This is a genomic window from Marinobacter panjinensis (assembly GCF_005298175.1).
In the GTDB taxonomy this organism is placed as follows: Bacteria; Pseudomonadota; Gammaproteobacteria; order Pseudomonadales; family Oleiphilaceae; genus Marinobacter; species Marinobacter panjinensis.
Window position 1 is genome coordinate 2,376,071 of sequence record NZ_SZYH01000001.1, and the last position, 20,308, is coordinate 2,396,378.

General features: G+C 58.9%; 19 protein-coding genes. 12 read left to right on the forward strand and 7 right to left on the reverse strand.

Going from position 1 to position 20,308, the window contains the following annotated elements:
* Window positions 1-3 precede the first annotated feature (3 nt).
* The 3 genes from FDP08_RS10965 (at window position 4) to FDP08_RS10975 (ending at window position 4,287) form a co-directional block, all read left to right on the forward strand.
* On the forward strand, window positions 4-1,110 hold the full coding sequence (locus tag FDP08_RS10965; RefSeq protein ID WP_137436197.1) for a GGDEF domain-containing protein: 1,107 nt from the start codon (window positions 4-6) through the stop codon (window positions 1,108-1,110).
* 55 nt (window positions 1,111-1,165) lie between these two features.
* Window positions 1,166-1,633: a flavodoxin gene (locus tag FDP08_RS10970; RefSeq protein ID WP_137436198.1), complete on the forward strand. Its 468-nt coding sequence runs from the start codon at window positions 1,166-1,168 to the stop codon at window positions 1,631-1,633.
* Between the two features lie 80 nt (window positions 1,634-1,713).
* Entirely contained in the window at window positions 1,714-4,287 is a 2,574-nt protein-coding gene (locus FDP08_RS10975; protein WP_137436199.1) for an EAL domain-containing protein, read from the forward strand.
* Here the strand turns inward: FDP08_RS10975 and tesB are convergent.
* From tesB to FDP08_RS10990, 3 genes are all read right to left on the reverse strand, one after another.
* Window positions 4,284-5,141, reverse strand: a complete 858-nt coding sequence (gene tesB, locus FDP08_RS10980) for an acyl-CoA thioesterase II (RefSeq protein ID WP_137436200.1) — start codon at window positions 5,139-5,141, stop codon at window positions 4,284-4,286. The two genes, FDP08_RS10975 and tesB, sit on opposite strands and share 4 nt — an antisense overlap.
* A gap of 80 nt (window positions 5,142-5,221) precedes the next feature.
* Window positions 5,222-6,376 (reverse strand): NAD(P)/FAD-dependent oxidoreductase, encoded by a 1,155-nt coding sequence (locus FDP08_RS10985; protein WP_137436201.1) that lies wholly within the window; start codon window positions 6,374-6,376, stop codon window positions 5,222-5,224.
* A gap of 37 nt (window positions 6,377-6,413) precedes the next feature.
* Window positions 6,414-6,581, reverse strand: a complete 168-nt coding sequence (locus tag FDP08_RS10990) for a rubredoxin (protein WP_135803992.1) — start codon at window positions 6,579-6,581, stop codon at window positions 6,414-6,416.
* 264 nt (window positions 6,582-6,845) lie between these two features.
* On the opposite strand from FDP08_RS10990, the gene FDP08_RS10995 reads away from it, so the two are divergent.
* From FDP08_RS10995 to phoR, 5 genes are all read left to right on the forward strand, one after another.
* Window positions 6,846-7,403, forward strand: a complete 558-nt coding sequence (locus tag FDP08_RS10995) for a hypoxanthine-guanine phosphoribosyltransferase (RefSeq protein ID WP_137436202.1) — start codon at window positions 6,846-6,848, stop codon at window positions 7,401-7,403.
* Window positions 7,384-7,944 carry a chorismate--pyruvate lyase family protein gene (locus FDP08_RS11000; RefSeq protein ID WP_137436203.1) on the forward strand — a complete coding sequence of 187 codons (561 nt, stop codon included), beginning with the start codon at window positions 7,384-7,386 and terminating at the stop codon, window positions 7,942-7,944. Before FDP08_RS10995 ends, FDP08_RS11000 begins: the two co-directional genes overlap by 20 nt.
* A gap of 84 nt (window positions 7,945-8,028) precedes the next feature.
* Complete coding sequence (gene ubiA / locus FDP08_RS11005; RefSeq protein ID WP_137436204.1) at window positions 8,029-8,916, forward strand: 4-hydroxybenzoate octaprenyltransferase; 888 nt, start codon at window positions 8,029-8,031, stop codon at window positions 8,914-8,916.
* Between the two features lie 101 nt (window positions 8,917-9,017).
* The gene (gene phoB, locus FDP08_RS11010) at window positions 9,018-9,710 is read left to right on the forward strand and encodes a phosphate regulon transcriptional regulator PhoB (RefSeq protein ID WP_137436205.1); all 693 of its coding nucleotides are present in this window, start codon (window positions 9,018-9,020) and stop codon (window positions 9,708-9,710) included.
* Between the two features lie 56 nt (window positions 9,711-9,766).
* Window positions 9,767-11,083 carry a phosphate regulon sensor histidine kinase PhoR gene (gene phoR / locus FDP08_RS11015; RefSeq protein ID WP_137436206.1) on the forward strand — a complete coding sequence of 439 codons (1,317 nt, stop codon included), beginning with the start codon at window positions 9,767-9,769 and terminating at the stop codon, window positions 11,081-11,083.
* A 5-nt stretch (window positions 11,084-11,088) separates the two neighbouring features.
* Here phoR and FDP08_RS11020 read toward each other — a convergent pair whose 3' ends face one another.
* Complete coding sequence (locus tag FDP08_RS11020) at window positions 11,089-11,940, reverse strand: response regulator (RefSeq protein ID WP_137436207.1); 852 nt, start codon at window positions 11,938-11,940, stop codon at window positions 11,089-11,091.
* Between the two features lie 304 nt (window positions 11,941-12,244).
* On the opposite strand from FDP08_RS11020, the gene FDP08_RS11025 reads away from it, so the two are divergent.
* From FDP08_RS11025 to FDP08_RS11035, 3 genes are read left to right on the forward strand one after another with little or no spacing between them, the layout of a single operon-like run.
* Window positions 12,245-13,396 carry a lytic murein transglycosylase gene (locus tag FDP08_RS11025; protein ID WP_282562571.1) on the forward strand — a complete coding sequence of 384 codons (1,152 nt, stop codon included), beginning with the start codon at window positions 12,245-12,247 and terminating at the stop codon, window positions 13,394-13,396.
* Window positions 13,397-13,412: 16 nt separating this feature from the next.
* The gene (locus tag FDP08_RS11030; RefSeq protein WP_137436208.1) at window positions 13,413-14,444 is read left to right on the forward strand and encodes a metal-dependent hydrolase; all 1,032 of its coding nucleotides are present in this window, start codon (window positions 13,413-13,415) and stop codon (window positions 14,442-14,444) included.
* Window positions 14,445-14,446: 2 nt separating this feature from the next.
* A complete protein-coding gene (locus tag FDP08_RS11035) occupies window positions 14,447-15,139 on the forward strand; it encodes a pseudouridine synthase (protein WP_137436209.1) in 693 nt (230 codons plus the stop codon).
* Here FDP08_RS11035 and FDP08_RS11040 read toward each other — a convergent pair whose 3' ends face one another.
* Both FDP08_RS11040 and pbpG read right to left on the reverse strand, forming a co-directional pair.
* A complete protein-coding gene (locus FDP08_RS11040; protein ID WP_137436210.1) occupies window positions 15,140-15,619 on the reverse strand; it encodes an asparaginase domain-containing protein in 480 nt (159 codons plus the stop codon).
* A 27-nt stretch (window positions 15,620-15,646) separates the two neighbouring features.
* A complete protein-coding gene (gene pbpG, locus FDP08_RS11045) occupies window positions 15,647-16,564 on the reverse strand; it encodes a D-alanyl-D-alanine endopeptidase (protein ID WP_228263285.1) in 918 nt (305 codons plus the stop codon).
* 300 nt (window positions 16,565-16,864) lie between these two features.
* Here pbpG and FDP08_RS11050 point away from each other — a divergent pair, with 300 nt between their 5' ends.
* The gene (locus FDP08_RS11050; RefSeq protein ID WP_228263286.1) at window positions 16,865-18,493 is read left to right on the forward strand and encodes a putative bifunctional diguanylate cyclase/phosphodiesterase; all 1,629 of its coding nucleotides are present in this window, start codon (window positions 16,865-16,867) and stop codon (window positions 18,491-18,493) included.
* A 5-nt stretch (window positions 18,494-18,498) separates the two neighbouring features.
* Here the strand turns inward: FDP08_RS11050 and ilvD are convergent, their stop codons facing one another.
* Window positions 18,499-20,175: a dihydroxy-acid dehydratase gene (gene ilvD, locus FDP08_RS11055; RefSeq protein ID WP_137436212.1), complete on the reverse strand. Its 1,677-nt coding sequence runs from the start codon at window positions 20,173-20,175 to the stop codon at window positions 18,499-18,501.
* Window positions 20,176-20,308 lie beyond the last annotated feature (133 nt).

Consider the following 20,308-nt stretch of genomic DNA (forward strand, 5'->3'; position numbering starts at 1 on the left):
GCCATGACCCGACTCCCGGACCCGAGCCAGACGATCGCCGACGAAAGTGAAGAAGAGCGGGTTTCCCGCCTGCTGACTGGCCTTTCGGCCATGGCTATCCTGTTCCTGTTGGGGATTGGCGCCAAGGCCTGGTTCGCAACCCATACCACCCACGCCGGTGCTCTGGTTATTTTTGCATCACTGGTGGCACTGAACATGCTGGTCTTCGCCCGCACCGGCCATCGCCAGCGGCAGAAAGGCGGCATGATATTCATCGTGGGGCTGCTTTTCGGATACCTGATTGTCACGGGTGGTGAGAGCAACACCGGACCGCTCTGGTTCTATGTCTTCCCGCCCTTGCTGTTCTATCTCACCGACCTGAAGACCGGGACTGCGGTGCTGCTGTTCTGCTGCCTGCTGGCGGTGGTGGTATTCCAGTTTCCGCAACTGCCATTGGTCACCGCCGAATACACCACCGACTTCAAGATTCGCTTTTTCGCCACGCTGACGTTCGAATCCATTTTCTGTTATGTGCTGGAAGCCAGCCGGCTGAAGGCTCGCAATGAACTGATGGACCTGGCCCGGGCCCACGCCTATGCTGCCCAGACCGACGAGCTGACGGGATTGTCCAACCGGAGGGAGATGCAACATCGTTTGAACGCGGAATACTCCCGGTATCAGCGCTCAGGCCACCACTTTTCGATCGTCCTTATAGACCTGGACCTGTTCAAACACATTAATGACGATCACGGCCATGACGCTGGTGACGAGGTCCTTCGCAAATTCTCGGAACTTATGCAGGCTGTTATCCGCCAGACTGACGTGGCGGCGCGCTGGGGTGGCGAGGAATTCCTGATACTGCTGCCCGACACATCTCTACTCCAGGCTCTGACCCTCGCCGAGCGTTTACGTTTCGAAGTAGCCAACACCGAGTTCACTTTTGCCGGAAAGCGCCTTCCTATTACCATCAGTGCCGGTATCTGCTCCATTGCCAAGGCCGGCTCCGTGAACGAACTGCTGAAACAGGCCGACATCCATCTATACAACGCAAAGGAAGACGGCCGCAACCGCATTGCCCCGCGGGTACGCACCACCTCCAACGGGCACACTCCACCCGGCGCCCGTGCTTGAGGCACAGGCACGCACTCGCTATGATCGTGCCGCAATTCAACGAACAGGACGAGTTATGGCATCAATCCGGATTCTGGTTGGCAGCGTCTACGGTGGCGCATTACTGACCGCGCGCGCACTGAAAAAAGACCTGGAACAGCAAGGGCACCAGATTACTGTTCTGGAAGATCCGCAGCTGGAGGATATATCCGGTAACACCGATCCAGTGTTGATCTGTACATCCACCACGGGACAGGGCGAGGTTCCGCCAAACCTGCTGCCATTCTACCTGAGGCTCCGCGAGGAGCTGCCCCAGCAGCCGGGGCGTCCTTTTGGTCTCATCGTACTGGGTGACAGCTCGTACGGGGATACGTTCTGCGGTGCCGGCGAGCTGATGGAGGAAGCCTTTTACGAAACCTCGGCGCGAAAAGTCGGCGACACGCTGCAGATCGACGCCCTGGAAACCACGGAACCGGAAGTGGAAGCGGGGCCCTGGGCACGACAGTGGGTGGAAAACCTGGAAAGTACGTTGTGCAGGAACTGAAAAACCCGTTATTTCTCCCTTGAGCACATCAGTGGTTGAAGCCATACTGACCTGCACAATCACAACACGATTGGAACTACGTGCGCCATATTGCTCAGATTTTCGCCCTTGTGGGCGCATTGATCATAATGGCTTTCGGAACCCAGGCGAACCCCCCGGCATCCGGGTTTGCAGAGCCGGATATGGACTACATCCGGGTGACTCCTTCAGAAGAGTTGGATCTCAGGGAAGCACTTGCTTCCGATAGCTGGCAGTCACTGGAAGGCGAAAGTCCGAACTTCGGCTACATCCGCGATACCGTGTGGCTCCGTATTCCTGTATCGGCGATTCCGGCTCAACTTGGCAGCCGGCAGCTGCTTGAAATACGCTACCCGCAACTGGACCAGATTACCTTCTACCTCCTCGAAAACGGCGTTGTCCGCCAGCGCATTCTGACCGGCGATCATTACCCGTTTGACCAGCGCCCGATAAAGCACCGCAACTTCCTGTTTGCATTCGACGTCGATCCGGACAGCGACTACCAGATACTTCTGAGGGTGCGAACCCAGGGGGCGATGCAGATACCTGTACGGCTATGGAATCCCGCCGCTTTTTTTGAAGCGGCTTCGGTCGAGGATCAGATGCACGCGATTTATTACGGCATCCTGATCATGGTGATCTTCTTCAACCTGTTCATCTTCCTGGCCCTGCGCGAGCGCATGTATTTGCTGTATGTGCTTTCCACCCTGGGGTATCTGCTGCTGGTCGGTAGCCTGAACGGCAGCACCTACCAGTTACTCTGGCCAGGGCTGCCCTGGCTTCACAACCAGGCGATGATGCTGACGGTGCCGGTTGCCCTGGTCTTCACCCTGCTGTTCTCCCGTGCGTTTCTTGACCTCAAGTCCACCAGCCCGAAAATGGACAAGCTGGTCTGGTATACCGTGGTCATCAATCTGGCGGTTGCCGTGGTCACCTTTATTACCGACTACAGTATTGCCAGCCGACTCACCGTGGCCCTGGCCATTCCCAGCTGTCTTCTGTTGACCGTGATCGGCCCGCTGCAATGGATCCGGGGAAACCCCCAGGCCAGCTATTACACCATTGCATGGGTATTGCTGACGGTGGGTAGCGCAATGACCGCAGCCAATAAGTACGGGCTTATCCCCACCAATTTTGTAACGGTTTACGGCATGGAAATCGGCTCGGCCCTGGAAGCCATCCTGTTGACCATTGCCCTCGCCGCCAGGCTTTACCAGGAGCGGGAAGACAAGGTGCGGGCACGGGAGGCGGAAATTGCAGCCATGGCGGCAAGGCGGTCGGCAGAATTGAGGCTGATCGATCAGGCGTTGCACAACCCGCTGACCGGATTGCCCAATCGCGCCTGCCTGGAAATGATGATCAACGAACTGATAACCCGGGAAGCGGGCAAACGGTTTTCCATATCGGTGATCCATCTCACCAATCTTCCGTCCATCACCAAAACCCTGGGGCACCGCAATACCGATCGCCTGATCGAGCTGGCCGCCCGACGTTTCAACAGCATCGTGGCAGACCTGCCCGGCATCTGCCCGGTGGAGACCACAGAACAACAGTCGTTCTATCTCGCCTCACTGGAGTCGTCCACCTTTGGCTTTGTGGTAGAGACCGACCTGTTGGCAGAGGTTCCACGGGCCGCGGCCCATGCCCTGCAAGAACTCCGCGAACCGCTGGATTACCTGGGTATGCAACTGCCCCTGGACCCGCGCACCGGCACCGCCATCTGTCCTGATCACGCCACAGACGCCAACACATTGATCCGCCGGGCCTTCATTGCCCAGGGTTCGGAAGATGCCAGAGACCGGGGCCTGGCCTTTTACCACCCAGCGCGGGATTCCTACAGTGCCGACCGCCTGACACTGGCTTCTGACCTGAGGCACGCCCTGAAGAACGACAGGCTTGCACTCTATCTGCAGCCAAAGCTGTTACTGAAAACCGGGGAGGTGGTCGGGCTTGAGGCGCTGATTCGCTGGCCGGATCATAAAAATCCGGTTCCCGCAGATGAAATCATTGCCCTGGCGGAACAGACAGGACTGATCAAACCGCTGACTCGCTGGGTGCTGGAACAGTCGCTGGCGGTGAGAAGCCGGCTGCTTGAGCAGGGCTACACGCTTGGCCTGTCGGTAAATATCTCGCCCAACAACCTGAGGGAAAAAGATTTCCCGCTGTATGTGCAACGCTTGATGAGCAGTTACCACTCCCATCATGGCGCCATTACTCTGGAGGTTACGGAAACCTCCATGATGCAGGACCCGGTCAACTCCCTGGCGGCACTCAAATCATTGCACGCCACCGGCATTCCCCTGTCCATTGACGACTTCGGCTCAGGCTACTCGTCGCTGTCCTATATCAAGCAGTTGCCCGCCAGCGAAATCAAGATCGACCGGTCCCTGGTCACTGATCTGGCCACTGAAGCCGGTGACCGTGTCATTGTCAAAACCACCATCGACATGTGTCACAGCCTTGGCTACAGCGTGGTCGCCGAAGGTGTGGAGAAGCAGGAAACACTGGACCTGCTGGAGCAAATGGGCTGCGATATGATTCAGGGCTATTTCCTGACCCCACCACTGCCATTCGACGATATGACAGCGTGGCTGGATGAACGGGCCCGCCAGGACAATAGCCGCAAGATCGGCTAGCCCCGGTGACGAATCAACGCTTCCTGCGTTGTCGACGCCACCAGCCTTCCCTGCTGATCAAAGAAGTTGCCACGATTGAAGCCGCGCCCGCCGGACGCACTGGGGCTGTCCTTGTCGTACAGCAGCCAATCGTCCATACGGAACTCACGATGGAACCAGATGGAATGGTCCAGGCTGGCTATCTGCATCTTCTTGCTCATGAAAGTCACACCATGGGGATTGAGTGCGGTTCCCAGGAACGAGAAGTCCGAGGCGTAGGTCAGCAGGCACCGGTGAAGTACCGGGTCGTCTGGCAGATGCCCCTGGGTGCGGAACCAGCTTTGTTTATAGGGAGGGCGGGGCTCCGGCTTTAACGGGTTGACCGGATCCACCGGCCGGATTTCGATGGGGCGATCCCGGACCAGGGTATCTCGCAGGTGCTCCGGCACGTGGGGCGCAAGCATCTTGCCATAGTCCTGTTCTGACTTGAGGCTGTCAGGATCCGGGGCAGACGGCATGTCCAACTGATGCTCGAAACCGTCCTCGGCGACCTGAAACGACATGGAACCGGTCAGGATTTCCTTGCCATCCTGGCGCGCAATCACCCGGCGGACGGAAAAACTGCTGCCGTCACGAACCCGCTGGACTTCATAGTCGATGGGCATGCTGTGATTGCCCGGCCGCAGGAAGTAGGCATGCAGGGAGTGAGGCAGCCGCCCTTCGACAGTGCGGCTGGCGGCCATCAGTGCCTGGCCCAGGACCTGGCCACCAAACACGTTGGGAAAGCCAAGATCTTCGCTGTCACCCTGGAAGTGGTCGTCACCCATCGGGGAAAGATCCAGCAGATCCACCAGTTTTCTGGTTACTTCCAGCATGCCCGCTCCTGTCAACTTAGTTAGCTCACGAATCACTTTCTACCGCAAGCCGTCGATTTTCGCAATCCCGATGCCACCGATCAATTGTGGATTGGTGGCACTTCTTTTGACAGGGCCTGTTTCTCCACGGCGTAACGGCCAGTGACGGCAAACCCGAGGACTTCGCCGGAATCGCTCTTGAACAGGGCCCGGACATCCTGGCCGTCTGCATCCACATCCCAGTTGCCCGAGGCATCGGGTGGTGGCGGACAGACCGCTGTCGGGCAACAGGGTGTCTTGATCATCACCGGCATGGTGCCGTATTTCACTTCGGTTCTTTCACCCGCCAGGGTTTTCGCCAGCGCACGGGCACAGGCCATCAACGGCATCACATAGAGCAACACGTGGCCGTCCACCTCCGCGCAGTCACCCAGGGCATAGATATCCGCTGCGGATGTTTCCAGGGCACGGTTCACCATAATTCCCCGGTTGGTGTCCAGCCCGGCTGCAGCAGCAAGCTCTGTGCGGGGCCTCAACCCTACGGCGGAAATCACCAGATCCGCATCCAGCGTTTCGCCATTGCCCAGCGTCAGGTTCACGCCATTACCCCTGGCAGAAACATGTTCCACCACCGTTTCCAGGTGAAACCGGACACCCAGCTTTTCCAGACTGCTGCGCACCGCTTCTGCGGCGGGCAGTGGCAACAGCCCCGGCATTACGGTATCGGAGGGGGCGATCACGTCCACCTCGTAGTCACCATTGCGCAGGTCATTGGCGAACTCGCAGCCGATCAGGCCGGCACCCATGATGGCTACCCGTTTTTTTCCCTGCAGGGCATTGCGAAAGGCGCGGTAGTCCACCAGATCGTTAATCGAGTACACGTGTTCCTGACCATCGCCAGCAATGGACAGACGAATCACATCAGCACCCCAGGCCAGCACCAGCTTGCTGTAAACCAGCCGTTCATCCCCCAGCACCAGTTCATGGGCGTGCGGATCAATACCGGTGACAGTGGTGTAGGTGCGTAACTCCAGGTTCAGCTGCTCGACCATGGCGTTGGCTGATGCCTGGGCCAGCTCATCGGCCTCCTTGCCCTTGGTAAAGCCGGTAGAGAGCATGGGCTTGGAATAACTGAAGCCGTCATCCGCCGTGACCATGACGATGGGTGTACTTTCGTCCTGTTTACGGATCTCCTTTGCCAGGGTGTAACCCGACAGCCCGGTTCCCACAATCACGATGGGTGCATCTGTGCTCATTACCTGCTCTCCGACTCTGTTTTCCGTACCGGCATCATCAGCCGATTTCGATCATCTCAAAATCTTCCTTACCCACACCGCAGTCAGGGCATTCCCAGTCCTCGGGCACATCTTCCCAGGCGGTTCCAGGCGCGATACCGTCGTCCGGCCAGCCTTCCGCTTCATCGTAAATAAAACCGCACACAACGCATTGCCACTTCTTCATGCCATTCCTCCGAAACTCATCAGGGCGCGATAATAATTGTCAGACAATCATGCACGCAAGTCTTTCTTATGCCTTTCTGACACCATTCAAACGGTCAACCATCATACCCACCGCTGCCGCATTGACCAATGCCGGTGCCGACGGGCGTTTAACCGCTTTTGTGCCAATAGCCACAAATACCGACCTGCCGCAACCCGAAGGCCCCCTCCCTTCGACGCCCCTCCTCCGGTATAATCCCCCGTTTTACGACAGGACCCGACCTTTATGACCGATACCGTCGCCGAACTTAACCAGGTAATGGCCGAAGCCGACTGCCTGGTAAGCGAGCAGCAGGTTCAGGCTGCCGTTCAGTCCCTCGCGGACACTATTACCGGGCGCCTGAAAGACACCAATCCGCTGCTGTTCTGCGTCATGAACGGCGGCCTGATTCTTACCGGCCAGCTGTTACCGCGGCTGAAGTTCCCGGTTCAGGCGGAATACCTCCACGCTACCCGCTACCGTCAGGAAACCACCGGCGGCATACTGGAATGGAAACTGCGACCCGATGCCGACATGAATGGCCGCACGGTACTGATTGTCGACGATATCCTCGACGAAGGTACGACCCTCTGTGCCATTGCGGATTACTGCCTCGCCCACGGTGCCAAAGAGGTTCTGACGGCGGTGCTGGTGGATAAACAGCACGACCGCAAGGCAAGGCCGGATCTGAAGGCCGATTTCACCGGGCTGGAGGTGGAAGACCGCTTCCTGTTTGGCTATGGCATGGACTACAAAGGCTACTGGCGCAACGCCCCGGGAATTTATGCCGTCAAGGGACTGTAACCCTGTTCGCATCCCCCCAACGGACTGGTACCGCTCGTTTTCGGCAGCCGGGCTGAGACACCCGGCGGTTCATGGTCCCCTTGGCCACTGGCTGAAGCTGGAAGGCTCACTGACCCGTGCACTGCAGCTCAAGTGCCGTGAAAGCTTCCGTGTCGACATTCTCCAGGAAGGCTTTGCGCGCCCTACCCTGGAAGAAGCCCGCACCTTGAGCATCCCGGTGCGCCAGAATGCCTGGGTGCGCGAGGTCTGCCTCAAAGGCGATGACACGCCCTGGGTGCTTGCCCGCACCATCATTCCCCTGGTCACTCTGGCAGGGCGTGGCCGGCGCCTGCGCAACCTGGGCCGCAGACCGCTGGGCGCTTACCTGTTCAGCAACCCGGAATGGCAAAGGGGGCCGTTCGAGACAGGTCTTTGCCACCGCAGCTGCAACGCCCAGCCTGTGGCAGCGCGCCGGTCCCGGTTCTTCAGTGGCAGCCACTCACTGCTGGTCGGCGAATACTTCCTGCCCACACTGACCGCCGGTGACCCCGGCACCCTTTAACCCGGGCCCCTTTAATCCGGGCACCACGGCTGGCTATAATCCCCCGCTCAGTTCCCCGAACTTCATCCGATACGGACCAAGCCCATGCTGCCCAATGCCGTGCCCGCACATGTTCAGGCCCGCCTGACAGATTACGCCCGCCTGTTGCGACTCGATCGCCCGATCGGCAGCCTGCTTCTGCTATGGCCGACCTACTGGGCACTATGGCTGGCGGCGGACGGCTTTCCCGGCATCGGCAACTTTATCGTGTTCACCCTGGGTGTTTTCCTGATGCGGGCTGCCGGCTGTGCCATCAACGATTTTGCCGACCGCAAGGTGGATCGCCACGTCAAACGCACCAAGGACCGCCCGCTGACCTCCGGCCGGATCGAAGCCTGGGAGGCTGTTGCGCTGTTTGCCGGCATTTGCCTGGTGGCCTTCCTGATGGTGATTCTTTTCACCAACACTTTGACGCTGTACCTCTCGTTTGGCGGCGTGGTACTGGCGTTTATTTATCCGTTCATGAAGCGCTACACCCACCTGCCACAGCTGTTTCTCGGTGCCGCCTTCTCCTGGGCCATTCCCATGGCCTGGGCTGCTGAAGCCGGTGAGGTCACCCGCATGGCATGGCTGCTGTTCACCGCCAACGTGCTCTGGACCGTCGCCTACGACACCCTTTACGCCATGGTCGACCGCGACGACGACATAAAGATTGGTATCAAGTCCACGGCCATTCTTTTCGGCGAGGCAGACCGGGCGGTTATTGCCATTCTTCAGGCATTGGTGGTGCTGATCCTTATAATGGTAGGCCAGCAGGCCGAGCTGAGTGTTTTCTACTACCTGGGACTCGTGGCTATGGCCTGCCTGTTCGTCTTCCAGCAACACCTTGCCCGTTACCGGGAAAGGGCTGGCTGCTTCAAGGCATTCCTCAACAATAACTGGGCGGGTTTTGCGGTCTTCACTGGCTTACTGTTGGACTTGATCATTCATTAACCCGACAAATTCCGACACAGGCGGATCCTGTCATATACTTGTAACACTACCCGGTTGTAATAAGGCAGCAACAATACAAGGTCTGACACAGGTTAATGCTCATGACTGGAAAAACTGTCCTGATCGTCGATGACGAGGCACCGATCCGCGAGATGATTGCTGTTGCCCTCGAAATGGCCGACTACGACTACCTCGAGGCAGCGGATGCCCGCGAAGCACATGCCCTGATTGTCGATAAACAGCCCGACCTCATCCTGCTGGACTGGATGCTTCCCGGCACCAGCGGTGTTGAACTGGCCCGTCGCCTCAAGAAAGAAGAGGCCACGGCTGAAATCCCCATCATCATGCTCACCGCCAAGGTCGAGGAAGACAACAAGATCCAGGGCCTGGAAGTGGGCGCGGACGATTACATCACCAAGCCTTTCTCGCCCAGGGAGCTGGTAGCCCGGCTCAAGGCCGTGCTGCGCCGTGCTACGCCGCCCGGTGTGGAAACCCCCATTGAAGTGGATGGCCTGACTCTGGACCCGATCGGCCACCGGGTAACAACGGCAACCGCCGAGCTGAACATCGGCCCAACTGAATATCGGCTGCTTCAGTTCTTCATGACACACCAGGAACGGGTTTATACTCGCTCCCAACTGTTGGACCAGGTGTGGGGTGGAAACGTCTACGTTGAGGAGCGAACGGTCGACGTGCACATACGCCGCCTGCGCAAAGCTCTTGGCGACCAGTATGATCACCTGATCCAGACAGTACGTGGCACCGGCTACCGGTTCTCTACCAGGGCGGCATAACCACAGCGGCGCCCTAAACCCCGCAAGGGCCCGGAACTGACTCAGGGGCAGCACCAATGCAACATAACTGGTCAAGGTACGTGCGATGGATCATCGCATTCCTGATCGCCTGCACCGCGGTCGGGCTGTTCTTTGGCGAGCCGCTATACGGGCTGACGGTGGGGCTTCTGGCCTACCTCTGGTGGACCCTCGCCCAGGCCAGGCGCCTTTACCACTGGCTCGGCAATCCCGGTGCCAGTGATGAAGCTCCGCAGAGCGTCGGCCTCTGGGGCGATATCTTCGACGGCCTCCACAAGCTCCACCAGACTCACCTCCGAACCCAGGACAAACTTCGCGCCCAGATCAACCGGGTCCAGGAATCCACCAACGCCATGCGTGATGGCGTCATCATGACCGACTCGCGGGGCGCCATGGAGTGGTGGAACGGTTCGGCGGAACACCTGCTTGGTTTTCGCCGCAGCTCGGACCAGGGCCAGTTCATCCATAACCTTATCCGCAACCCGGCCTTCAAGGCCTATTTTGACTCCAGGGACTACCGTGAACCTCTGGACCTTAACTCGCCGGCACGGCCCCATATACATTTGCAGATACAGATCAGCCTGTTTGGCGAAGACGACCGCCTGATTGTGGCCAAGGACGTTACCCGTCTCTATCAGTTGGAGCAGATGCGGCGTGATTTTGTCGGCAACGTCTCCCACGAAATGCGAACGCCACTGACGGTGATCAGCGGCTATCTGGAGACCCTGGTGGACAACGCGGATGATTTGCCGCCCAAATGGCGCCGGGCCATCAATACCATGGCCCAGCAGTCATCCCGCATGGAAGCACTGATTACCGACCTGATACTGTTGTCAAAGATTGAAACCGGCGAACAGACCGTCAGCGATGCGGTGACAGATGTGAAGGGAATGATCAACCAGATCTGCCACGACGCCAGGGCCCTCAGTGGTGAAAAGGGTCACGAGTTCACCGTCAACATCTCGGAACGCCATCTTCTCCGAGGCGACGAAAGCCAGCTGCGAAGCGCCTTCTCCAACCTGATTTTCAATGCGGTAAAATACACCCCGGCGGGTGGACAGATTACCGTTACCTGGAATACGGATCGTGAAGGCGCGCACCTGTCAGTGAAAGATACCGGGATCGGTATTGATCCGGTCCACATCCCGCGGCTCACCGAGCGTTTCTACCGCGCCGATCCGAGCCGGCACAAGGAAACCGGCGGCACCGGCCTGGGACTGGCAATCGTAAAGCATGTTCTGCTGAACCATGACGGTAAGCTGGACATACGCAGCCGTATTGGCGATGGCAGCGAGTTCATCTGCCACTTTCCGCGGGAGCGACTGGCGGAACAGCTCCCTGAAACCGCCTCCTGAGGGCACTAACCTCCGATTCGAAAGCGGGCAATAAAACGGGAAAGGTCTTCCAGTTTCTGGGGATCTTCGTCAACGAAGCGAATCGTTACACTGACAAAATCCGTATCCTGCCGCTTTTCAACGGCCTGCAACTGGTGAACGTAGCCGTTTAACCGTGCCACCTGGTCCTCCGCCACCTCGATATCCACCACTGCCTGATCAAGGATGCCCGGAAACTGCTGGTCCCGCTTGGCGATTACCCGGACTTCGGTGAGAGTAATATCCTTGACCACCGAACGCAGCGTGCTGTCTGCGAAGCGCACCGAAGCCACACTCATCGCTGGCCTGCCTGAAGCAGCTGGCCCGGTGCGTGGTTTGCCCGGAGCAGGCGACGCCGGTGCCGCCGGTTCCCGTTTCTGCGTCAACAGGGTGGCAGACTCCTTGAAGGCATCGGCGGGGCCGCCCATGGACTTGCCACTGCGGTCCATGGCGTCCTTGAGCCGCCGGCCCATAACCTTGATAATCTTGTTGCTCAGCCCTTCGGGGCTGAAGGGTTTGCCCAGGTACTCGGACACCCCACCCTTGACGGCTTCCACCACATGATCCTTGTCGCCACGACTGGTAATCATGATAAACGGTACTTTCTCGTACTGGGGCTGCTGACGCATCCATTGCAACAGCTCCAGGCCCGACATCTCCGGCATCTCCCAGTCACACAGGATCAGGTCGAACACCGTTCGCGACATCAAGGACTGGGCCCTGCGCCCGTTCTGGGCGTCGGTGGTTTCGATGACCGGGAAGCGCTGGCGTACTGTCCGCTTGACCAGATCCCTGACAAAACTGGCATCATCCACCACCAGCGCCTTCAGCGTTGCCATGATTCAGACCTTTTCATTCAGAATGTTGTTGGTTATCCGCCCAAACTATAGAACATGCCGTAACCCGGGAATAGCCGAACTACAAAAAGACGACACACCCATGGCCGCAGGAAACCCCAGGTTAAAGAATTGTCACCGAAAGCGGCCAACAACGGTATTTAAGGGTAGTGAAAACAGGCTACCATGAGCCTGAAACATCCACTCCAGACCGAGGTTCAGCGTGCCGATCATTTTCACAGGGACTTTTGCAGGCAAACGGACGATTCGCCATCTGTCACTCGCAGGGGCGTTGGCATTGGGAAGCTTGCCCGGCATCGCCTACAGCGATGCTGCAGAAGACTTCCCACTGTGCATCGAAAGGCTGGAAAGCCAGGCGATTGAGGCTGGCGTGTCATCGCAGACCGCCAAAGACGTGCTGGCCAGTGCCGAGTACCTGGAGCGGGTTATCGAGCTGGACCGGCGCCAGCCGGAATTCACCACCACCTTTGCCGACTACCTGAACCGCCGGGTCAATGACCAGCGCGTCAGCAAGGGGCGGGAGCTGCTTCAGGAGCACCGGGAACTGCTCGACCGTGTCACCCGTGAAACCGGTGTACCTGCCCCCTATCTGGTGTCCTTCTGGGGCCTGGAAACCAACTTTGGTACTTATTTTGGCAAGATGCCGGTACCCAGTTCCCTGGCCACGCTGGCCTGTGACCCGCGCCGCAGTAATTTCTTTACCGAGCAGTTGATCGCAGCACTGCGGATCATTGACGAGGGCGCGATACCCGCCGAACAGATGGAAGGCTCCTGGGCGGGAGCCATGGGCCACGTCCAGTTCATGCCAACCGTCTTCCTCCGTCACGCCGTGGATGGTGACGGGGATGGCAAGCGGGACCTCTGGAACAGTCTGCCGGATGCCATGATGTCCGCCGGTAAGTTCCTGGAAGACCTTGGCTGGAACGGCGACTACCGTTGGGGGCGGGAGGTCCTGCTGCCAGAAAACTTCGATTATGAACTGGCAGATGGCCGCAAACTTGCACTCGAGGAATGGCGAAAACTGGGCGTCACCGACGCTTTCGGCAATGCCCTGGCCAATGAGCCCATCAAGGCCTCTGTGGTAGTTCCCTCCGGCCACCGCGGACCAGCCTTCCTGGCCTACCACAACTTTGGCGTGATCATGGGCTGGAATCGCTCTGAATTCTATGCCATTGCCGTGGGACACCTGGCAGACCGTATTGCCGGTGCCGGAGAACTGCAGAATCCGCCCCCGGAAGATCTGCCGGCCCTGTCCCGGGACAACATTCTGGCTATCCAGGAGGCACTGAATGAAAAGGGCTTCGACACCGGCGAACCGGACGGTATCATGGGCCCTGATACCCGCTCTGCCATTCGAACCTATCAGGCCAAAAATGGCCTTGTGGCCGATGGGTATCCTGGCGATGCGGTTCTGGAATCGCTTGGCGTAGTGCTCTGACAAGGCTTCAATACCGATGGACTCGATAACCCAGGCTGCACTGGGCGCCTCGCTCGCCGGCGCGGTTGCCGGAAAAACCCTTGGCCGCTCGGCACTGCTGATTGGCGCGGCCCTTGGCACCCTGCCGGACCTGGATGTGGTTATCGATTACGGCACCGCCGTGGCCAACTTTACCCAGCACCGGGGGTTCAGCCACTCCCTGTTTATCCTGTTTCCATTGTCGTTTCTTATTGCCTGTGCACTGAACCGCTGGCGCCCGGTTCTCAGTTACAGGCGCTGGCTCGCGGTCACAGCCCTTATATTGCTGACACACCCCTTGCTGGACGCTTTCACCACCTACGGCACCCAGTTGTTCTGGCCCTTCGGCCCGCCGATTGCGATCAGCAGTATCTTTATTATCGACCCCCTCTACACCTTGCCCTTGCTGGCGGGGATATTGGCGTTCCTGTTCCGTGGGCCGGATACCAGGGCTGTCATGGCAGGGCTGGTGTTATCGACGCTGTATCTTGGCTGGAGCGTCACCGCCCAGCAGATCATTTCAGACCGCGTGCAGCCCGCCCTGGCACAGGAAGGTCTTCAAGATGCGCCGAGAATGGTTCAGCCCATGCCCTTCAACACCGTATTGTGGCGTGTGACCGTAATGGGTGAGGGCCGGCGGGTGGAAATCGTCACCGGGTTTCTGGATGGCGATAGACCGGTCACCCTGGAAAGCTTCCCACGCGATCCGCAACTGGCGGAAGTTGCAGCGACGCTGGCCGAGGGCCGGCGCCTGGAGTGGTTTACGAATGGCTTTCTGCATTATGAAAGAGCCAATGGCAGGCTGACAGCCACGGACATACGCCTCGGCATTCCCGGTGCCCATCCGTTCACTTTCGTTCTGGCAACGGACAATGGCGACGGCCTGAAGCCCCTGCCCAGTTCCCGTACGGAACGCCCGGCTGTGGCCGGTGAGCTGCTGGGCGTATTATGGAACCGGATGACCGGCTCGGCCGAAGTTCTATGCCTTGCCAGCCTGACCTTGCCACCGCCGGGAGAAGGCTGTACCTGAACATGCGTCTGGATTATTTCATAGCCAATGCCACGACCCTGTCGCGCCGGGATACAAAAAAGGCCATCAGCGCTGGCCTGGTGAAGGTGGACAATCAAACCTGCCGCAAAGCCGGCACACTGGTAGCTCCCGAGTCCAGAATCACCCTTGAGGGGCAAACCCTGGCACTGCCGGGCGAGCGCTACCTCATGCTGCACAAGCCCGAAGGTGTCATCAGTGCCACCACGGACAGCCAGCAACCAACCGCGCTGGACCTGCTGCCTGCGGATGTAAGGCGGGGGCTGCACATCGCAGGGCGGCTGGATGCGGCTACCACCGGGCTGTTACTACTGACCACGGACGGCCAGTGGTCCCACAGGATAACCTCACCCCGGGTGAGTTGCCCCAAGACCTACCGCGTAACCCTCAGTGAGCCCATCGATCCCACTGCCATCCTGCGGCTGGAACAGGGGGTAGCACTGCATAACGAGCCCACGCCAACCTCCCCTGCCCGGGTGCACAAACTGGATGACCGGCTGGTTGACCTGACCATTTCTGAGGGGCGTTACCACCAGGTCCGGCGAATGCTGGCTGCGGTGGGCAATCACGTGGTCGGCCTGCACCGATGGCGGATTGGAGACATCGTTCTGGACCCCGAACTGGCCCCAGGACAATACCGTGAGCTTACCGCTGATGAAGTAGGCTGCCTGGCGTGATCAGGTTCGCTCGAAGCGCTGGGCCTTCAGGTTCTTGCGCACGGAGCCCGCTTCGAACACCTCTCCGTTCATGGCGATATAGACCCCGTGAGGCAGTAGTTTCACCGCGGCCCAGGCAAAACCGATGTTGAACACAGCATCACTGCGGCGCATGCGGGCAGGCTGCATGGCACCGGTAAGCACGATGGTTTTGTCCCTGACCGACAATAGCGCTCTTGCCGTGTCCGGCATGGTGTCAGTGCCGTGGGTGATCAGAACCCGTTCTGCGGAACAACGGCTGACCGCGGCCCTGACCGCCTCGCGATCCTCGTCTTTCATCTCCAGGCTATCCTTGCGCATCAGGCCGGTGACCGAGAACCCGTCGCGAATATTGGATTCCGCAAGCAGTTCTGCAACCGGACTGTCCCCGATTTCAAACTCGCTGTTGGCGTCGAAGTACACTTTGTCGATAGTGCCACCGGTGGTGAAGATCTCGATCATTGGCCAAGGATCCTGATAGATTCGACGTCAGTTCACACTGGCAGAGGTGCTGGCAGAGGACGCATAGGCAGCGTTCTTTTTCCGCTCATAGGCCCGTGCCGCTGCGGCTACACTGCCGCCCACTCCGGTGGTCAGCCAGCGCTTGATACGCCCGGCATCGCCCATTGGCGACCGGGTGCCCAGGGAGTCCAGCAGTACGGTAACCACTGGCCTGCCGTCCATCTCGGACAGCATAACCAGGCAGCGCCCTGCCTCGGAGAGATAACCGGTTTTGCTGATACCCACACCCCAGCTCTCACGATGCACAAGGACATTGGTGTTTCCGTAGGCAAGGCGGTAGCGGGGCTGCCGAAAGCGCCCAGTGAAGTAGCGGGTGGTGGAGTATTCCCGGATCTGCGGATACTTGCTGGCGGCCCTGACCAGGCGCACCAGATCTGCCGCAGTCGAACGGTTTTTTACCGACAGCCCGGTCGGGTCCACAAACGTGGTATTGACCATGCCCAGCTCGCTGGCACGGGTATTCATGGCTTTGACAAAGGCGTCATAGCCGCCCGGATGATGACGGGCAAGGGTATAGGCGGCAAAGTTCTCCGACGACATCAATGCAATCCTCAGCACATCGGCCCGCCGCAGTTCGGAGCCTTCGCGAATACGGGTATAGGCATTTGCGGGCGCCGGGATATGGCGTTCTCTGAACTCCAGCCATTCCGTCAGCGGTTCCCCGGACTCCATCACTACCAGGGCTGTCATCAGTTTGGTAATGGAAGCAATGGGCACTGGGCGATGGGCATTCTTGCCATAGACCAGCCCATCTGCATCGGCATAAGCGACCGCTGCGTTGACCGAAGCCAGCTGCAACTCTGCCCTGTCCGCTGCGCTGGCATGAGAAAACGTCACTACCAGCAGCACTGTCAACGCCAGTAAAACGGCCGATCGGATCATCATTTCAACCCTTCTTGTATTTGCCTGCACACGCTTGCCTTACCTGTTCAGCTTACAACTATACCAGTCAAAATGCCCGCTGGCTCCGGCCCGGGGCGGTAAAAGCGTTACCAGTTTGTCAGTTCTACCCTTATCTGCGTCATTGATCCGCCTCGGCCCGGCACTGCCAAGGTGTTTAAAACAGTAAATGCAAAATTTCTTTAAATCCCGTAAAATTACATATAAATCATAATGTTACTTAATGATTCACAAAGTAACCAGTTTGTAACAGACGTGCCGACAAACCGGCAGGACACAGACAGAATGGAATCTCCCACAACTTCGTCAAACAGAACTCCAATACGGAAAGATGCCAACCCTGGCGTGACCAGTGTGTTCTGGCGATGTTTGCCCCTGATCCTGCTCCTGCTTGCCATCGCCTACGCCGTACTGCTCATTGGCTTATTGCCGCAAGTCCTTCAGGGCCAGGCCTTTGAAGCGAACCACGAACTGATCCACAAAGCGTTTATCGGCGGCGTCCTGGTGTTCACACTGCTGCTTCTGGCCGGGGGCAGTTATGTCCTCCGGTCCGTCAGGCGGCGGGAACGCCGTAAACGCCTGAGCGCTGACAGGCAGGTTCGCCACGAACAACAGGTTCGCTCACAGATCGAGCAGGATTATGACCGCCTGCTGAAATCCCACCGGGTCACCGGTAAGCCCAACCGGGCCATACTGGAAGAAACCCTCGACATCATCGACACCGGTCAGACTCCCTACACCCTGTGTATGATCCGGCTCAGCCGGTTCAACGAGATTGAACAGGCATTGGGGTACCGCGCCGCCGAGGAGCTACTAAGGAGTTATCTGCGTCAGTTGAACAGTTATCTCAAACGCCGCGCCGGCGCCCGGCTGGTGATGATCAATGGTTATGGGCTGGCCACTGTAGACACCATCAACCACGCCTTCGCACTGTACCGCGAAGATCATACTGATCAGATTCAGGATCTGCTCTTGGAGATACGGGACTGGCTGGCCGACAACTTCCGGGAGGGCCGGTTTTCCTTCTCCTGGGGCCCTTCACTGGGCATCGCCCATGCGCCGGAGCACGGAGCGGATGCAGCCGGAATCCTTTCCTCAGCCGGTGTGGCGTCACTGAGTGCCGGGCAGCTACTCACCGTCTACGATCCCGCCATTGCCGAGTGGCAGTACCGCCAGCAGGTTCTGATGCTGGACGTGGAAGATGGATTAGCCAGCAACGCCATGTGGCTGGAATACCAGCCCAAGGTAAGCATTCGCGACTCGAAAGTTTGCTCTGTGGAGGCGCTGATCCGCTGGCGTCACCCGGAGTTCGGCATCGTCGCACCTGACCAATGGATACCGCTGGCCGAACAGGTGGGTGTGATTCACCCGGTAACACTCTGGGTCATCGAGAGGGCCTGCAGCGAATACCGTCATCTGGTCTCCCGCTATGGCACTGGTCTGTCCGTGGCCGTCAATATTTCCGCCGTTGACCTGATTCACGCCGGTTTCGAAGACGAGATTGCCGACATCATTGCCCGCCACGGCATGAAGACCGGGGATCTGATCCTGGAAATAACAGAAACCGCGATGATGACCGACCCGGAAGATTCCGGAAAAATTATCCACGCCCTCAGCCGCAAAGGATTCAGGATAGCAATGGATGATTTCGGCACCGGACATTCCTCCCTGGGGACGCTGGCAAGCTTTGATCTGGACGAGCTCAAGATCGACCGCAGTTTCCTCAAGGACATCCTCGCCCATCCGACTCGCCAACGTATCTTTCGCGCTGCCCTGGAGCTGGGCGAGGCACTGGACCTGGATGTGGTGGTCGAGGGCGTGGAGGACGAGGCCGTGGTTTGCTGGTTACAGCAATTCCCCGGCCTTTTTGGACAGGGCTATTTCTGGGGCCGGCCGGAGCCGGCCTGCCCCTGAAACGATCAGGGTTTGTCCGTCACCGCGCCTTCCGAGGCCGAACCTACCGTTCGCGCATACTTGGCCAGCACCCCACGGGTAAACCTCGGGGCCGGCTCTGACCAGGCTTTACGGCGGCGCTCCATCTCGCCGTCGGAAACATCCAGCTCGATACGGTTGTCGACAGCGTCGATGGTGATGGTGTCACCGTTCTCGACCAGTGCAAGCGGCCCGCCCTCGGCGGCTTCCGGCGTGATATGGCCAACCACAAACCCGTGGCTGCCACCGGAGAAGCGCCCATCGGTAATCAGCGCCACATCGCTACCCAGGCCCTTACCCATGATGGCCGAGGTGGGTGTCAGCATCTCTCGCATGCCAGGACCACCTTTCGGCCCCTCATAACGGATCACCAGGACATCCCCGGCGACTACGGTGCCATCCATGATCCGCTCCTGGGCCTCTTCCTCGGAGTGGAACACCCGGGCCTGACCGGTGAAGTGGGTACCCTCCTTGCCGGTAATCTTGGCCACAGCGCCGGTGGGTGCAAGGTTGCCATAGAGGATACGCAGGTGGCTGTCCGCCTTGATCGGGTTATCAAAGGCATGAATGATGTCCTGGCTTTCCGGGTAGGGCGCCACATCCCTCAGGTTTTCGGCCAGACTCTGCCCCGTTACGGTCATGCAGTCCCCGTGCAGCATGCCCTTGTCCAGCAGCATTTTCATCAGCGGCTGGATACCACCGATGGCCACCAGCTCCGACATCATGTAATGGCCGCTGGGACGCAGATCCGCAAGCACAGGTACCCGCTTGCCGATGTCCACGAAATCATCCAGAGACAGCTCGACCCCGACGGTACTGGCCATGGCCAGCAAGTGAAGCACCGCATTGGTGGAGCCACCCAGGGCAATCACCACCGTAATGGCGTTTTCAAAGGCTTCCCGGGTCATGATATCGGAAGGTTTGATGTCCCTGTCCAGCAGATTGAGCACAGCCGCACCTGCGGCCCGGCAGTCTGCGGCCTTGGTATCGGAAATGGCGTTCTGGGCAGAGCTGCCCGGCAAGCTCATCCCCATGGCTTCAATGGCCGAGGCCATGGTATTGGCGGTGTACATGCCGCCACAGGACCCGGGGCCGGGGATGGCGGTTTCCTCAATCTGCTTCACCTGGATCAGGTCGAGATCGCCACGGGCATGGGCTCCCACCGCCTCGAATACCGAGATAATATCGGTATGGTTCTTACCAGGCATGATGGTGCCGCCGTAGACAAACACCGAGGGCCGGTTCAACCGCGCAAGGCCCATCATGCAGCCAGGCATGTTCTTGTCGCAGCCGCCAATGGCTACCAGGCCGTCAAAGCCTTCACATCCGGCCACGGTTTCTATGGAGTCTGCAATCACTTCCCGCGATACCAGCGAGTACTTCATGCCCTCGGTGCCGTTGGCGATGCCATCGGACACGGTAATGGTATTGAACGTCAGGCTCTTGCCACCGGCTTCATCGGCTCCCGCGGCGGATTCTTCCGCAAGCTGGTTGATGTGCATGTTGCAGGGCGTCAGGTTGCTCCAGGTGGAAGCGATACCGATCTGGGGCTTGCGGAAATCCTCATCGGTAAAGCCCACGGCCCGCAACATGGCGCGGCTTGCCGATTTACCCAGACCATCCACAACCGGGGACGAATAGCGGCGGCGCTTGTCTTCTGTCATCGCGTTGTTCTCCTGTTGAACCACCGGTAAACCCGGCCTTGTTCCTGTTTTGAACATGAGATTGGCAGAAACACCCACGCACAGCAACATACCAGCGCCCCAGCGTACGCCGAGCCTGGCTCCGCCTCCTGCT

What these genes read in the sequence shown, in the direction of transcription:
- FDP08_RS10965 (WP_137436197.1), top strand. Translation starts at nt 4, where the DNA reads ATGACCCGACTCCCGGACCCGAGCCAGACGATCGCCGACGAAAGTGAA.
- FDP08_RS10970 (WP_137436198.1), top strand. Translation starts at nt 1,166, where the DNA reads ATGGCATCAATCCGGATTCTGGTTGGCAGCGTCTACGGTGGCGCATTA.
- tesB (WP_137436200.1), bottom strand. Translation starts at nt 5,141, where the DNA reads ATGCTGGAAGTAACCAGAAAACTGGTGGATCTGCTGGATCTTTCCCCG.
- FDP08_RS10985 (WP_137436201.1), bottom strand. Translation starts at nt 6,376, where the DNA reads ATGAGCACAGATGCACCCATCGTGATTGTGGGAACCGGGCTGTCGGGT.
- FDP08_RS10990 (WP_135803992.1), bottom strand. Translation starts at nt 6,581, where the DNA reads ATGAAGAAGTGGCAATGCGTTGTGTGCGGTTTTATTTACGATGAAGCG.
- FDP08_RS10995 (WP_137436202.1), top strand. Translation starts at nt 6,846, where the DNA reads ATGACCGATACCGTCGCCGAACTTAACCAGGTAATGGCCGAAGCCGAC.
- FDP08_RS11000 (WP_137436203.1), top strand. Translation starts at nt 7,384, where the DNA reads ATGCCGTCAAGGGACTGTAACCCTGTTCGCATCCCCCCAACGGACTGG.
- ubiA (WP_137436204.1), top strand. Translation starts at nt 8,029, where the DNA reads ATGCTGCCCAATGCCGTGCCCGCACATGTTCAGGCCCGCCTGACAGAT.
- phoB (WP_137436205.1), top strand. Translation starts at nt 9,018, where the DNA reads ATGACTGGAAAAACTGTCCTGATCGTCGATGACGAGGCACCGATCCGC.
- phoR (WP_137436206.1), top strand. Translation starts at nt 9,767, where the DNA reads ATGCAACATAACTGGTCAAGGTACGTGCGATGGATCATCGCATTCCTG.
- FDP08_RS11020 (WP_137436207.1), bottom strand. Translation starts at nt 11,940, where the DNA reads ATGGCAACGCTGAAGGCGCTGGTGGTGGATGATGCCAGTTTTGTCAGG.
- FDP08_RS11030 (WP_137436208.1), top strand. Translation starts at nt 13,413, where the DNA reads ATGGACTCGATAACCCAGGCTGCACTGGGCGCCTCGCTCGCCGGCGCG.
- FDP08_RS11035 (WP_137436209.1), top strand. Translation starts at nt 14,447, where the DNA reads ATGCGTCTGGATTATTTCATAGCCAATGCCACGACCCTGTCGCGCCGG.
- FDP08_RS11040 (WP_137436210.1), bottom strand. Translation starts at nt 15,619, where the DNA reads ATGATCGAGATCTTCACCACCGGTGGCACTATCGACAAAGTGTACTTC.
- pbpG (WP_228263285.1), bottom strand. Translation starts at nt 16,564, where the DNA reads ATGATGATCCGATCGGCCGTTTTACTGGCGTTGACAGTGCTGCTGGTA.
- FDP08_RS11050 (WP_228263286.1), top strand. Translation starts at nt 16,865, where the DNA reads ATGGAATCTCCCACAACTTCGTCAAACAGAACTCCAATACGGAAAGAT.
- ilvD (WP_137436212.1), bottom strand. Translation starts at nt 20,175, where the DNA reads ATGACAGAAGACAAGCGCCGCCGCTATTCGTCCCCGGTTGTGGATGGT.